General features: G+C 51.4%; 12 protein-coding genes. 5 read left to right on the forward strand and 7 right to left on the reverse strand.

The genetic code is table 11. The annotated features are described in order from the left end of the window. Nucleotides 1-311 precede the first annotated feature (311 nt). Nucleotides 312-776, forward strand: coding sequence for an RrF2 family transcriptional regulator (locus tag ACYVH9_RS00405; RefSeq protein WP_460634309.1), 465 nt, complete (start codon nucleotides 312-314; stop codon nucleotides 774-776). Between the two features lie 82 nt (nucleotides 777-858). Here ACYVH9_RS00405 and ACYVH9_RS00410 read toward each other — a convergent pair whose 3' ends face one another. From ACYVH9_RS00410 to ACYVH9_RS00440, 7 genes are all read right to left on the reverse strand, one after another. Continuing rightward, a complete protein-coding gene (locus tag ACYVH9_RS00410) occupies nucleotides 859-2,334 on the reverse strand; it encodes a DUF4301 family protein (RefSeq protein WP_460634310.1) in 1,476 nt (491 codons plus the stop codon). 135 nt (nucleotides 2,335-2,469) lie between these two features. Continuing rightward, nucleotides 2,470-2,925, reverse strand: a complete 456-nt coding sequence (gene ybeY / locus ACYVH9_RS00415; RefSeq protein WP_460634311.1) for an rRNA maturation RNase YbeY — start codon at nucleotides 2,923-2,925, stop codon at nucleotides 2,470-2,472. Between the two features lie 81 nt (nucleotides 2,926-3,006). After that, entirely contained in the window at nucleotides 3,007-4,161 is a 1,155-nt protein-coding gene (locus ACYVH9_RS00420; RefSeq protein ID WP_460634312.1) for an acyltransferase family protein, read from the reverse strand. A 128-nt stretch (nucleotides 4,162-4,289) separates the two neighbouring features. Further along, nucleotides 4,290-6,569, reverse strand: coding sequence for an ATP-dependent helicase (locus tag ACYVH9_RS00425; RefSeq protein WP_460634313.1), 2,280 nt, complete (start codon nucleotides 6,567-6,569; stop codon nucleotides 4,290-4,292). Between the two features lie 172 nt (nucleotides 6,570-6,741). After that, entirely contained in the window at nucleotides 6,742-7,263 is a 522-nt protein-coding gene (locus ACYVH9_RS00430; protein WP_460634314.1) for a cupin domain-containing protein, read from the reverse strand. Between the two features lie 130 nt (nucleotides 7,264-7,393). Continuing rightward, nucleotides 7,394-8,023 (reverse strand): redoxin domain-containing protein, encoded by a 630-nt coding sequence (locus ACYVH9_RS00435; RefSeq protein WP_460634315.1) that lies wholly within the window; start codon nucleotides 8,021-8,023, stop codon nucleotides 7,394-7,396. Nucleotides 8,024-8,438: 415 nt separating this feature from the next. Continuing rightward, on the reverse strand, nucleotides 8,439-9,668 hold the full coding sequence (locus ACYVH9_RS00440) for a peroxiredoxin family protein (RefSeq protein WP_460634316.1): 1,230 nt from the start codon (nucleotides 9,666-9,668) through the stop codon (nucleotides 8,439-8,441). 204 nt (nucleotides 9,669-9,872) lie between these two features. Between ACYVH9_RS00440 and rsmH the strand changes: the two genes are divergently transcribed. From rsmH to ACYVH9_RS00460, 4 genes are read left to right on the forward strand one after another with little or no spacing between them, the layout of a single operon-like run. Then, entirely contained in the window at nucleotides 9,873-10,793 is a 921-nt protein-coding gene (gene rsmH / locus ACYVH9_RS00445) for a 16S rRNA (cytosine(1402)-N(4))-methyltransferase RsmH (RefSeq protein WP_460636430.1), read from the forward strand. 15 nt (nucleotides 10,794-10,808) lie between these two features. Continuing rightward, entirely contained in the window at nucleotides 10,809-11,210 is a 402-nt protein-coding gene (locus ACYVH9_RS00450) for an FtsL-like putative cell division protein (RefSeq protein ID WP_460634317.1), read from the forward strand. After that, entirely contained in the window at nucleotides 11,207-13,381 is a 2,175-nt protein-coding gene (locus tag ACYVH9_RS00455) for a penicillin-binding protein (RefSeq protein ID WP_460634318.1), read from the forward strand. Before ACYVH9_RS00450 ends, ACYVH9_RS00455 begins: the two co-directional genes overlap by 4 nt. Nucleotides 13,382-13,410: 29 nt before the next feature. After that, nucleotides 13,411-14,880, forward strand: coding sequence for a UDP-N-acetylmuramoyl-L-alanyl-D-glutamate--2,6-diaminopimelate ligase (locus tag ACYVH9_RS00460; RefSeq protein ID WP_460634319.1), 1,470 nt, complete (start codon nucleotides 13,411-13,413; stop codon nucleotides 14,878-14,880). Nucleotides 14,881-14,986 lie beyond the last annotated feature (106 nt).

Raw genomic sequence — 14,986 nt, forward strand, 5'->3', positions numbered from 1 at the left:
AAAATCCATTGGAAAACTTGCCTATCGGTTTTGAAATGATTAACTTGCTTAGTGGATAGCAAATTTAGATAGGTGCTTCGGGCGATAATTCGTGAATTCATTGCTATTCCAACACCGTGTTACTCCGGCAGCTTGGATGGATTAACCTGTCGGTTTTCACGCTACGATCTGATAGACCGGCAAATAGATTCATCCATTTATGTATTTTTTACTACGATCTGCACCAATTCAGCGGAGATGACGTTTATTTTGCCAGAGCCAGGGCGTATTTATCCCTAAACCGACACCTACTAACTTATAGCCATCGCACAATGATTTCAAAGAAAGCTAAATATGCTATTAAAGCGTTAAAGGTCCTGACCGAAGAATTTGGGAAAGGGCCGATATTGATATCGTACATTTCCGCGAAAGAAAATATTCCCAAAAAGTTTTTAGAAGCTATCTTATTGGAACTGCGCAACCACGGCATTCTGCAAAGTCAGAAAGGAAAGGGGGGGGGGTATCTGCTGCGGGTTGATCCCGAACGGGTGAATCTGGCGCAAGTGCTTCGGGTGATTGATGGGCCTATTGCGCCCACGCCCTGTGTTTCGCTTAATTTTTACGTCCGTTGTGACGACTGCAACGATGAAGTGGCGTGCGCGATCCGGCCCATTATGGAGCGTGTTCGGGATGCCAATCTGGCTGTTTACGAAAAAACAACGCTGGGTGCGTTTGCCCGCCGGGAAGCGGAGCACCAGGATGTAGTCGTAAACCTGGTTGAAACAGGAGAAAAATAGTCTACGGTTTTGGGTTTACGGCAAACGACATGTGAATATGAATTCGTCAACTACCGTAAACCCACTACCGTAAATCCAAAATTTACACCGGCTGGTGTTCCTTCCGCAGCAGATCATTCACGGTTTTTACCGGATTAAAGGTAATCAGCGGAACTTCCACAAAAACCGTATTCCAGTCGGCCATTGCGCCGTTCCACAAACCGGGCAGCTCCTGTGCTTTCAGCTCCTTGCCGTCTTTCGATTTTGACGTGATGAAACCCGTTTGCGGATCGCGGTAAGCGGGCAGGTTATATTTCTCACCGTTCCGGTTTTTCAGCGCACACACCAAATCAACCGGATTGAAGTGGGTTGCGGTATCAAAAATCTGCTTCTGCTCGGCGTTGTTCAGATCAATCTGGGCTGATTCTACAATTTGCAACGACACGGAACCGTCCGCATTTTTGGCCCAGAAGGGGCCTCCGCCCGGTTCGCCGACGTTTTTCACCATACCGCAGGCCCGAACGGGGCGGTCGAGTTTCTGCCGGAAATAGTCTACTTTCTCGTCCTGCGTCCAGGTTTCAAAACCGTCGGGGGGTAAAATGCAGAGCGTAGTCCGCAGAAATTCATCGAGTTCCGTCAGGTACCCTTCGCTGATCATATCGTCGTCCAGCAACTCCTGGAAACGGAAAATCTGCCGTTGTATGTCGAGCAAGATAGCTCCTACGACTTTCTTGTAAATAAACGTCTGTTCTTTCAGCGTATCCGGCACCACATTGTCGATGTTTTTGATAAACACCACATCCGCGTCGATATCGTTGAGATTCTCAATAAGAGCACCGTGACCCGCCGGCCGGAATAACAGCGAACCGTCGGCGTTGCGGAACGGGGTATTATCCGGATTGACCGAAATCGTATCCGTTGATTTCTTTTGTTCCGAAAACGTGATTTCAAACGTAACACCCAGCTTGGCTTCGTAATCGGGCAGAACGCGCTCGATCAGCTCTTCAAACCGGCTGCGGTGTTCGGGCGAAACCGTAAAGTGAATCCGGACGCGGCCATTTGAATTGGCGTAAGCCGCCCCCTCGATCAGGTGCTCTTCCACGGGCGTCCGGGGGCCTTCGGGGTAGCGGTGAAACAGCAGCAATCCTTTGGGCAAGTTGCCGTAATCCAGTCCCTCATCCGTCAACAGGGCGCTCAGAACATGCCGGTCCGTTTCGCCCGAAACGCCTTTCAGGACGTCATAAAATGCAAAATCGGACAGGCGCGAAAAGAATTCTTCCACCGACTTATCGGTTTTTCCTTCCAGAGCCGCAAACAGCGATTTAAACATCCGCGTAGCCGCACCCGACGCCGGAACAAATTTCAGCAACGACAGCGAAGGCGCCTGCTGATCGTATTGGGCAACGATGGAATCCAGCTTCTGCTCATCAACGCGAATGATGCCATCGCCTACGGTGGCGGCTTTGATTACGGGCAAAAACGGAAACGTATTGATAAAATGCTGGATCTGTTCGTCAACCTGCTCAAGGGTAGCGCCTTGCGCCAGAATTTGATGCTGATCTTGTTCGGTGAATTGCATAAATGAATTCAGTATAAAATGCGGTTTTGTACGAACGGCAAATTCGAAAATTTGTCGTACTGAATCAAGCCATTGGCTACTAAGTTCGTAAACGACGTTGCAGCCATGAGCCGGGCCGCAACTAAACCGATCAGTTCACTGGTCGGTCGGTTCTTCGGACGCTTTGCGCGAACGATGATGCCACGCGCTTAGGCTTTCTTCTTCCTTCTGGCGCATGAGCCGGACTTCGTCGTCGGTTTTATCGCCGTAGCCGCTGAGGTGTAACAAACCGTGGGCGAGTACCCGGCGTAGTTCCTGCTCTTCCGGTATATTCAGTTGCCGGGCGTTGTCGCGTACACGGTCGATGCTGACAAAAATGTCGCCTTCCAGCCGGTTTTCTTCCTCCGAATTATCGAATGTAATGATATCGGTATAGTAGTCGTGGGCCAGATACTCGCGGTTGACTTGCAGCAGGTATTCGTCGGAGCAAAAAATATAGTTCAGCTCGCCGATGCCAAAGCCCTCGCGTTTTGCCAGCGCGGTGAGCCATTGGCGAGTGGGTAATTTGTGCGGCAGATTGAACGGGGTGTCTTCTGTGAAAAATCGAATCATAGCGCAAAAATAACCAGTCGCTCAGCTTATTCGTGTTTTCTGGCTACAAAACCGTATATCCCAGCAAAAGAACGGTTTTCGCTAGATTTTTACGAAAATTTTGTGCCGGTACAACACATATAGCATCGTCCAGACGAGCCCCAGTGCGCCCAGCGCCCGCAAGGTATCATGCCACGGTTCGGCGGTATATTTATAAAAGCCCTCAAACAGGAGTTGCGAAGTGTGATCAAAATCAATAAACCGGTACGCCAAATACACTACGATTGAGTTCATGCCGATCACTTTGAAGAAGAACGACCATCGCCGGTAGCCCAGCACGTCGATGATTCCGTAAAACAGGGCCAGAAAATTGAGCGCCATGCCGGCCGTCAGCAGGATAAACGAACTGCTCCACAAATGTTTGTTGATCGGAAAATGCAGCCCCCAAATTACGCCAATGGCAATGCTATACAGGCCAGGCACGATCAGGTACAGGAGTTTGGTCCGGTCACTTTTATCGGACTGCAACAACTGACCCGCCACGGTTCCCAAAACAGTGAGGCAGTGCGCCGGAAACTGCGTCAACAAGGCGTTCTCGTCGTAGGTTTTCTGAAGCAGCCGCCCGGGCATGAACGTTCGGTCGAACCAGCCGACCAGATTGCCCTCGAACGACAGATCACCACTGCCAAAACCCGGAACCGGAATCAGGAAAAGGGCCGCATAATACAGGATCAGAACAGCGGCTACCCAGCCCAGCCGTTGTTTCCAGTCGAGATTCAGGAATAAAACCGTTGCGGCAAAACTGGCGATTCCGATGCGCCCTAAAACCGTACCAAAGCGAATGTGCGCCGGATCGAAAATGTCTAGCGGAATATTTTTGTCGAGAACGCCGAGCAGAAAAAGGATAAGAAACCTGCGAAATGCCTTGCGATACAGAATGGTTTTTTCGATTCCGTTTGCCAACCCCGCCGTTAATGAAAACGACAGCGAAACACCGGCAATGAATAGAAACAGCGGGAAAATGAAGTCGTAAAACGTAAAGCCGTGCCAGGCGGGGTGCGTTAGCTGGTCGGCCATCCAGTCGATCCAGGACAAGCCGGTTTTTCCTTTTAGCAGGACCAGAAACATTCCTCCACCGGCAATCAGCAGCATGTCAAATCCGCGGAGGGCATCGATGGAGAGCAATCGTTGGGGCTTCGTGATTTTCTGATGCTCCAAATGCAGCGGAGCCGAATCAGTATTGACGTCAGAAATCATTGGTTAAGAGGTGGTTTCCTCTAAAAGGCGCTGCCGCGGCTGGTATACTGTAATTGACTCAAAACGCTGCTAAACCTGTCAGGTCTGGGCGACCCCGTCTTTAGGATCTGACAGGTTTAGTAGCGGATTTAAGGAGAAACAATTTTTAGCTTTGCGAAACTTAGCAGCAGCGTTTTTTCGCCGGCAGTCTCGAATTTGATGATGGCTTTGCGATCGTTGCCGTTCTGATCAATTTTTTGGACCTCTCCGAAGCCAAACTTCATGTGTTCGACGCGCATGCCTTCGGCCAGTTTGGAGGTATCACTGGGCGCAAAATCGCTGGACGGCACGTGGGCGACGGTAGGTTGCGGGGCTTGCTGGCGGGCGGTTTTCTGCGCCAGGCTTCGCACAAAACTCATGGAGCCGCCGGATGGCGTATCGCGTTTTGCTTCGTCGTGGTCTTCCCGTTCGGTGCGCCGGATTTTGGCCATTTTAAGGAAGTTCGGGTCAATTTCCATCAAAAACCGGCTGGGTTCGCAGACTTTCAGGCGACCGTAATGATACCGGGACTCGGCGTATGAAACCGTTAATTTCTTTTCGGCGCGGGTGATGGCCACGTAAAACAGCCGCCGTTCTTCCTCCAGATCGGCCCGGCTTTCGAGCATCATCTGCGACGGAAACAAGTCTTCTTCCAGTCCGACGATGTACACATTCCGGAATTCGAGCCCCTTCGCTCCGTGAATGGTCATCAAGGTTACTTTGTCATTGTCGCCATCGTCATCTTTTTCGTCGGCGCTAGTCAGCAGCGAAACGACCTGCAAAAACGCACTCAGGCTTTTATCGTCGTTGTCGGGATTATCGACAAACTCCTTGACGGAGTTCAGCAACTCCTGAACGTTTTCGTAGCGCGACAACCCTTCAACGGTTTTGTCGTCGTACAGTTCTTTCAGGATTCCGGAGGTTTTGGCAACGTGGGCGGCCACCTCGTACGCATCCTTTTTATCAAGTAGCAGTTGAAAGCTTTTGATCAGGTTGGAAAAGGCTTCAATGGCAATGCCGGCCCGTCCGGCCACGTACCGGTTCACGTTGCTGACAACCTCCCAGATCGATACCTGGTTTTCGGCGGCCACCACCGAAATCTTGGCCACCGTTGTGTCGCCAATACCCCGTTTGGGCAGGTTGATGATGCGCTTGAACGCTTCTTCGTCGCTCTGGTTGACCGTAAACCGCAGATACGCCAGCAGGTCTTTAATCTCTTTCCGTTGGTAGAACGACAAGCCACCGATGATGCGGTATTTGATGCTCAACCGCCGGAGGGCCTCTTCAAACGCCCGCGACTGGGCGTTGGTGCGGTACAGGATCGCAAAATCGGTATTGTGCAGCCCTTCCTGCATTTTGGCCTCGAAGAGCGAAGTGGCCACCAGACGACCTTCCTCGTTGTCGGAAGAAGCTTTGAGTACGTCGATCAGCGTACCTTCTTCGTTATCGGTGAAAACGCTTTTGCGCAACTGCGCCCGGTTGCGGGCAATAATGGAGTTGGCCGCGTTGACGATCGTTTTGGTCGAACGGTAATTCTGTTCCAGCTTGATCGTGGTGACATCCGGAAAGTCCTTTTCAAAGTTCAGGATGTTCTCGATGTTGGCACCCCGGAAGGCGTAAATGCTCTGGGCATCATCGCCCACGACACAAATATTCTGGTTGACTGCGGATAACTTCCGGGTAATCAGGTACTGCGATACGTTGGTATCCTGAAACTCATCGACCAGCACGTGCTTGAATTTGTGCTGGTATTTGTTCAGAATATCGAGGTGATCGCGGAACAGCACATTGGTGTTGAATAGCAGATCGTCGAAATCCATGGCATTGGCCTGAAAACACCGCATGGCGTAAGCCTTATAAATCCGGCCGATTTCGGGCATCCGGGCAGCTGCGTCGTCGGCCTGAATCAATGGATTGGCGAGGTAATCCGCCCAGCCAACCAGTCGGTTTTTGGCGCCCGAAATCCGGGAAAAGACGACATTCGGACGATAAACCTTGTCATCCATGCCCATTTCCTTGATGATGCTTCTCAACAGGGATTTGGAATCGTCCGTGTCGTAAATGGAGAAGTTGCTGGTGTACCCCAGCGCCTGGGCTTCAATTCGGAGAATTTTAGCAAAAACGGAGTGGAACGTTCCCATCCAGATGTTGCGGGCTTCCGTACCAACTACGCTTTCGATCCGGTGCCGCATCTCTCCAGCGGCTTTATTGGTAAATGTCAGGGACAAAATCCGGAAAGGATCAACGCCCTTTTCAATCAGGTTGGCAATCCGGTACGTCAGCACGCGGGTTTTCCCCGAGCCGGCACCGGCAATAATCATCAGCGGCCCGTTGCCGTGCAATACGGCCTGCCGTTGAGGTTCATTTAAAGTTGAAATATAATCCGTCACAGCTCCTCCGCTTCAGTGTTTAATCATCTTGAAATAACATTCAAAACTACTAAAAAAGTTGCGGATGACCGGAAGTTATACCAATGGACTTTAGTGCGTCTGATGAAGAAGAAGACCAGGAATGAACGCTGCTTTTAATAAACGGCTGGTAACGAAGAACCGGAGAGAAAGATTAGGCGGTTTTCCATAAACGGATCAACCCGCCGTTATGGCCCAGCAGCGGATCGGTTTTGGGAAGGGGCACGGCCGCAATGTTCTGGTCGGCTCTGGGGCGGTCACCGGGCTCTCCGCGCAGCACATCATAGTCGCGCCCGTCGGGATAGGCACCGACGACGCCAAAATCCGCGGAAGCTTCAAGCCGTTTGTGTCCAACGCCCGCCGGAATGACGATGATATCACCCGCTTGAACGCGAACTTGCTGGCCACTTTCACCGCCGAGCTGCAGCAAGGCTGAGCCGCTGTAAACGCCCAATACTTCGTGCGAAGTACTGTGGTAGTGGTGGTACGGATAAACGCCGTTGCGCCAAGAGTTGGCCCAGTTGTGAGCGGCAAACCGTTTCTCCAGCCACGACGCGCCTGCTGAACCGGTTTCGGCAAACGCCTGGCGGTACAATAACAAGGGCAACTGGCTGTTCGGAATCGTGCCGTCGTCTTTAAAAAGAAGGCTTTCGGGTTCCGTTTGGGATTGGCTCATTGCGGTGAACGGTATGAAAAGTGCCGAGCCGCCGAGTAAGAGAAATTCACTTCGGTTCATGCGCTCGTCGTTGGTTGCTGTTGATCAGAAAACCGTCACCGCCTTTTTTTGTTTCAGCCGATAATACCGTTTAAGCCGCTTTCCGGTTGTAGAAACCCAGCGCAACGGTTTGTTGCTCCTGAACCTGATTCAGTAATGCTTCGGCGGGAAACTCTTCCGTGAAATCCTTATCTATATAGCTGAACTGAATTTGCCGATCCGGCGCGACCACAAACAGGGCGGGGTAGGGAACATCTTCCGTAATGCCGGCAATCCAGTTCCAGACCGGATCGTCGGTTGAGTACACCCCAAATTTTTCGGCGATCTGATTGTTGACGTCCTGCGCGATTGTAAACGTCAGGTCGTGCTGATCGGCCAGGGTTTGCAGCGAGTCGAGCGAATCGGGTGAAAGCACTAATAAATTACCCCCTGCTTCCTGAATCTGGGTGTGAAGCTGAATCAGTTTCGGCAGGTAGTTTTTGCCGTAACGGTTCCAGCCTGCGCTGTAGAACGCAACAACCAGCGGGCCGGCTTGCAGCCAATCGTGCAGCGAAGCGGTTTGGCTATAATTATAATGTGCAATGGTCCGCTGACGGTGTATGCTGAACAAAGGAGCCTTTTCGTTTACCCTGACGGGAGAAACAGGAACCAGTTTGCGAAATACCTGCGGAACGGAATATAAATCAGTGTCTTCGTGAACGGCGTCGAAATAGGTTGTCATTACAGTAGTATGTTTATAGACTTTGTATGTTTTTGTCGCAATCAAGTAGACCAGCCAGGACCGGTGTTGCCAGAACCCTAGAGGATCGAGCTGTTAAAAGAGTTAAGAAAAGCAGTAATCAGGAAGGGGAGATGGGTTCAACAACCCATAGAACAAAACCGACAACAACAACCGTTCATCGAAACGGATTTCAATACCATAACCGGCGGGAGCCGGTGTAGTGCGTTATGTTGTTCAGTAGATAACATTACTATACTTTGTCAATAGGATATGTGCAAATATAAGAAGCTAATCGAATTCACTCCAAATTTTTGGTCAACTATTTTAGGAAACGGCGGGTACAACTTGCGGACTACCTAGTCCCGCTTTTCGTGATGAATCACTCAAAAGAAAGCGCAAGAACTTTTCAGCAGGGCTATTCACGGACCAGCTTATCGATCAGTCGGTTAAAATCTTCGACGAACGCATCGTAATAGATGCCGGTGCCCGGTCCGCTAAAACCGGTATGAATTTGACGGACGACGCCTTTTTTATCGATCACAATGGTAGTTGGAAAACCAACCACCTGATTAAGCATCGGCAGGGTTTTCGAGGCCTCGGATTTGACGTTTGTACCCGCCAGGAGAACAGGGTAATCAATTTTGAAACGGTCGATCATGCGCTGAATTTTCGGGGCTGATTCGGCGAGTTCGGCCGATTTTTCGTAAGCCAGCCCCACGATTTCGACACCCCGGTTTTTATTTTTTTTGTACCAGGGACTCAGAAAATTGGTTTCATCCATGCAATTGGGACACCAGGAACCCAGAATTTGAATCACCACGACCTTATTCTGGAACCGCGCATCGTTCAGCGAAACCGGTTTGCCTTTTACATCCGGAAAGGTGAAATCGACGGTTTTATAACCCGGTTTAAGGAACGTGAGGCTATTGGCATCCGGCAGTTTGGCGTTCGGGTCAAAACGGGCCGTCCAGCTTTCGTACCCGCTTTCGCCCGACCAGAAACCGCCAACCAGCGTATTATCAGGTTTTCGCTTTGCCTTGAACAAATAAAGGTGGGTTCCGTCGAAGGTCGAAAGCAGCAGGCTGTCGCCCACCACGTTGCCTTCAAGGTAGCGGTAATCACCGGTTGGGGTCAGAAAAGTACCGGTTAGCGTCGTGCCTTTTTGTACGAAAACGCCCACGGCCACGGTTGAATCGCCTTCGGAGCGGAACGTCGTGGACCACGTCCCGGTTACGTTGATTTTAGGCATCTCGGTTACTGGCGTAAATCGATACGTAAGGCCATATTGAGCCTGAAAGGGGAGCGAAGTGTAGTTTTCGCCCGTCCGCCGGCGACGCCAGAAGCCGCGCAGCGTGTTGCCGTCTATTTTAGCCCGGATCTCGGCTTCGAAGATGTCAATCGTCAACCGAACGGAGTCGCCGGTCACCGTTACCTGATCAAACGCTAGCCGTTCCGCTCCGTTGAGGGCGTAAGCCGAATACGACGAACCGGTCAAAGTGATTTCCAGTCCGAATGGCAAGGCTCCACCTTTGCTTTCCAGAACGGCCCGCCAGACGCCATTTTTGAGTTTGGCGACCGATTGCGACCAGCCCGAAAATGGTAGCCAGAAAAGAATCAATACCCGTATTACGACGATTTTTTTCATACGATAAAAAATAGTAGATCCAGTTCTCTACGGGGTAGAAATAGGGGCGGTTTTGTTAAGTTTGTAACGGACGACGATTTTGTTTTAGTTCCGAAAAGGATTTTGAAACGGCGGGCAAATCGAAATTCTTCCAGAAACGAGCGAAACGAATTCGCAACGTTCGCGTAGATGCTGGATGACACTATTTTAGAACAAAGAATGGCAGTGACCAATTACCACGAACCGGTTTTATTGCAGGCTTGCGTAGAAGGATTAAATCTGAAACCCGGCGGCACCTACGTTGACGTAACTTTTGGGGGCGGAGGGCATTCCCGTGAGATTCTACGCCAGTTGCAGCCAGGACCCGATTCGGAAGGCCGCCTGATTGTGTTTGACCAGGACCCCGATGCACGCGCCAACGCTGACGCCATCGACGATCCACGTCTGACGTTTGTAGCGGCCAATTTTCGGAACTTGAAACGGTATTTGCGCTTGTATAAAATTGAGCAGGTCGACGGTATTCTAGCCGATCTGGGAATTTCGTCGCACCAGATTGACACGCCCGAACGCGGTTTTTCGACCCGTTTCGATGCCGATCTGGACATGCGCATGAGCCAGTCGGGCGAGCTGACAGCCCGCAAGGTGATCAATGACTATCCGGAAGAACTGTTGCACAAAATCTTCGGGATGTACGGCGAAATTATCAACGCCCGGACGCTGGCGAGCGCCATTGTGTCCAGTCGCGTAAACCGTTCGCTGGAAACCGTTAATGAGCTAAAAACCGTTTTGCAGCGGTATGCGCCCCGGGGTAAGGAAAACAAGTACTTTGCGCAGGTGTTTCAGGCGCTCCGGATTGAGGTGAACGAAGAGCTGGCTACACTGGAAGAGTTTCTGACGCAGGTGCCAGAAGTACTGGCGCCCGGCGGACGGCTGGTGGTGATGGCGTACCATTCGCTGGAAGACCGGCTGGTGAAAAATTTCATCAAATCGGGCAACTTCCGGGGTACTATCGAGAAAGATTTATACGGCAACGAGCTAAAACCGTTGCACTCCATCACGCGCAAGCCCATTGAGGCATCGGCGGAGGAAGTTGACCGAAACCCGCGGGCGAGGAGCGCGAAATTGCGGATTGCTGAGAAACGATAATTAGGAGGTGACGATATGGCACAGAATACGTACAAAACACCCAACAAAGCTCCCGTCGCTAAGAAAAAACGCGAAAACCGGCTGCTCAATTACCTGAACCACACGATTGGGTTTGACCGGCTTTTTGGGGAAGACAACCCCTGGCCGATTAAGCATTTCGACCGGATTATGTGGATTTCGTTCCTGCTTATTTTGTACATCGGCTTCAACCACAATGCGGAGCGGCTGGTACGGAATATCCAGCGGGTGAAAGCCCAAGTTGACGAAAAAAGGGCGAAATACACCACGCTTCAGGCCGACTTTATGAAAAGTGGGAAGCAGTCAGAAATTAGTAAGCAGGTGTTGGCTACGGGCTTGACAGAACCCGTAACGCCCCCTTTAAAAATTGTTGTCAAACCGGAGGAAACGCAGCCATGAACGTTAAGAAGATTATCATGCGCCGGGCCGCGCTGGCATCCGTGGCTATTTGTTTGTTTGCGCTGGGTGTTATTGGCAAGTTGATCCATGTGCAGTTTTTTCAGAAGCAGAACGGTCGGTTGTGGAAAGACCGTATCACCCAGTATCACATCAAGAAAGATACACTGCGGGCAACGCGCGGCAATATCTACTCGCACAACGGTAGTTTTTTGGCAACGTCACTTCCGTATTATTACGTTGGCATTGACCCCTGCGTGGCAAAGACGGATTCGTTCGAAAAGAAGATTGATTCGCTGGGTATTTTATTAGCGAAGAAATTTGGGGAAAAATCGCGGAACGAATACACGTACATGATCCGGAAAGCCCGCGAAAACGGCCGGAAATACGTGTTGCTCAGCCGAACCAAGGTAACGTTTCAGGACCGGATGGCGATGCAGAAATGGCCATTTTTTCGCCGTGACCGCTCGAAGGGCCTGGGTGGTGGCAAATTCGATCCCGTCTACCAGCGTTATCATCCCTACGGTCGGATGGCCCTGCGGACGGTGGGCTACCTGAATCCGGAAACGTCGAAAGGGTTGGTGGGGCTGGAAGCCAGTTTTCAGAACGAGCTGGCGGGAAAAGATGGTGTCGGGCTGGTAGAGGAGTTGTCGGGAGGAGTGCAGATGCCGATTGAAGACGGTTCGGATATCAAACCGGAACCCGGGCTGGACATTTATACAACGATCGATGTCAATTTTCAGGACATGGCCGAAACCGCTTTGTTGCACGGGCTGGAAAAATACAAAGCTGAGCAAGGATGCCTGATTGTGATGGAAGTGGAAACCGGTGAGATTCGGGCGATGGCAAATTTGACCCTCACAAAGGACGGCAGGTATGTCGAAAACTTCAACCATGCCCTGGCGGGAGGTACTGATCCCGGTTCAACGTTCAAATTGCCCACGATGATTGCGCTGCTGGAAGAAAAAGCCGTGCGACCCGAGCAGATGGTGCATACGGGCTCCGGCGTGACTACGTACTACGGCCGTCGAATCTCGGATGCTAAACGGAGTGGCCACGGCAGTATTACGGTTCAGCAGGTTTTTGAAAAGTCGTCGAATGTCGGCATTCACATGCTGATGTATAACTTCTACAACCGACCGGAAACCTACTGCCGCTACATGCGTCGTTTTAAACTCGACAAACCCATTGGGCTGCAACTCAACGGTGAAACGAAACCGGTGGTGCCCAATCCGCAGTCGCCCGGCTGGAGCCGATTGTCATTGAACTCGATGGGAATCGGTTACGAATTGAAACTGACGCCGTTGCAAATGCTGACGTTCTACAATGCGGTGGCCAATGATGGCAAGTGGGTGCAACCAATGCTGGTCAAGCAGGTCCGGCGCGCCAATGAGGTGGTGAAAGAGTATGAGCCGTATGTTTCGCAGGACCCGATTTGCAGTCAGACAACCATCCGGCAGGTGAAAAAAATGCTGGAAGGCGTGGTGGAGCGGGGCACGGCCAAAAAGAGCCAAAGCCCTTACTACCGGTTTGCGGGGAAGACCGGTACAGCCCAGAAATTGATTAACGGTCGGTATCAGGTAGGAAAATATTATACCTCTTTCATCGGGTATTTTCCGGCTGAGAAACCGAAATACAGCATCGCGGTTGTGGTCGACACGCCCCACGGTGCCAACATCGATCTGTTGTACGGAGGTAGCGTTTCAGCGCCGGTTTTCCGGGAAATAGCTGACCGGATTTATGCGTATGATATCCACATGCACCGGCCCGTCACCATAGCTTCCAAGTCCGTTCGGCAGTCGGGTAAAGGCGTGAAAGCCGGTTTTGCGGAAGATATCCGAACCATTAGTTCCGAGTTGAACATCAATGCGCAACCTACTCCCGACGGTTGGGTTAAGGCCGAAAATAGCGCGTCAAAGACGCAATGGGTTAGCCAGTCGGCCCAGAATAAAGTCCCTGATCTGCGCGGAATGACGTTGCGGGATGCCCTGCATCTGCTCGAAAACCGGGGGTTTCGCGTTCGGTTTGAAGGCTACGGTAAAGTTGTTGATCAATCGGTTCCGCCGGGCGATCCGTTGCCGCAGCCGCGTAAAATCACCCTGACCCTGCGGCAAAGTGCCCGGCCTGATACGTTGGTTGTCAGCCTGGACAAAAAAAATCAATCCGGAAAATAACGGTCGAAAAACCGTCTTTGCTTGTTCGTATGCAGTTAACCACCTTATTGTATAAAGTACCGTTGCTGTCGACTTCCGGCAACATGAACGTCGACGTCGAGCAGTTAACCATGGATTCGCGGCAGGCTGCACCCGGCCGTTTATTTGCCGCCATCCGCGGGACTCAGACCGATGGCCATCGGTTTATTGAAAAAGCCGCAGAACAGGGAGTAACGGTTGTTTTGTGCGAAGAAATGCCCGAAAACCGTTCGGAAATCGTAACATACGTTCAGGTGCAGGACAGCAGCCAGGCGCTGGGGCTGATTGCCGCCAACTTTTACGACCATCCATCCAAAAAGTTGAAATTGGTGGGTATAACGGGTACCAACGGCAAAACTTCAACGGCCACCCTGCTTTTCCGCCTGTTTCGGCAACGCGGTTACCGAGCAGGCCTGCTTTCGACCGTTCAGAATCAGATCGACGAAACCGTTATTCCGGCCACCCATACGACACCTGATACCATTGCGCTGAATGAGCTGCTGACGCGAATGGTTCAGCACGGCTGTACGCATTGTTTTATGGAAGTAAGCTCGCACGCGATGGTGCAGCAACGGGTTGCCGGGCTGCATTTTGCCGGCGGTATTTTCACAAATATTACCCACGATCACCTCGATTTTCACCAGACGTTCGATAACTACATCAAAGCCAAAAAAAGCTTTTTCGACCAGTTGCCAGCATCGGCTTTTGCGCTGACGAATCTGGACGATAAACGTGGTTTGGTGATGCTGCAAAATACCGCAGCGCAGAAAGAAAGTTATTCCCTGCAGACGCTGGGCTCGTTCAAGGGGCGAGTCATGTCGGAAGGACTGTTCGGAATGCAAATGGAAATCGATGGTCGGGAAGTGTGGTTTAAACTGACGGGCCGTTTCAATGCTTACAACTTGCTGGCGGTGTACGGAGCGGCCGTTTTACTGGGCGAAGATCCCGAAGAAACCCTGACGCAACTGTCCAGTTTGCCGAGTCCGCCGGGCCGTTTCGAAATGGTTATTTCCGACAACAAACGGGTGGGTATTGTCGATTACGCCCACACGCCCGATGCGTTGCAGAATGTACTGGAAACCGTTGCTGGGTTGCGGCAGGGCAACGAGCGGATCATAACCGTGGTGGGTTGCGGAGGAAACCGCGACACGGCTAAACGTCCCATCATGGCCGAAATCGCCTGCAAATTCAGCGATCAAGTGATTCTGACATCCGATAATCCCCGCAACGAAGATCCGCTGGAAATTCTGGCGCAGATGCAGGCTGGTGTACCGCCCGTTGCGTTCAAAAAAACCCTGACTATTGCCGACCGGCACGAAGCCATTTTCCGGGCCGTAGCCATCGCCGAACCCCACGACGTTATTCTGGTGGCTGGGAAAGGCCACGAAACGTATCAGGAAATCAAGGGCGTTAAATACGATTTTGACGATCGGAAGATTCTCCGCGAAGCCTTTCAACAACCAATGGTTGGAAAACCGTAACTTTGGCCTGTGCCGGTATGAAGGGATAAAGGTGTGAGGGAATGAGTTGAATGGCTTTTCCCTTTGCAGCTGCACGCCCTGACGCCCAATCTCTCAACAAACCATT

It is taken from the genome of Larkinella harenae (assembly GCF_054780515.1).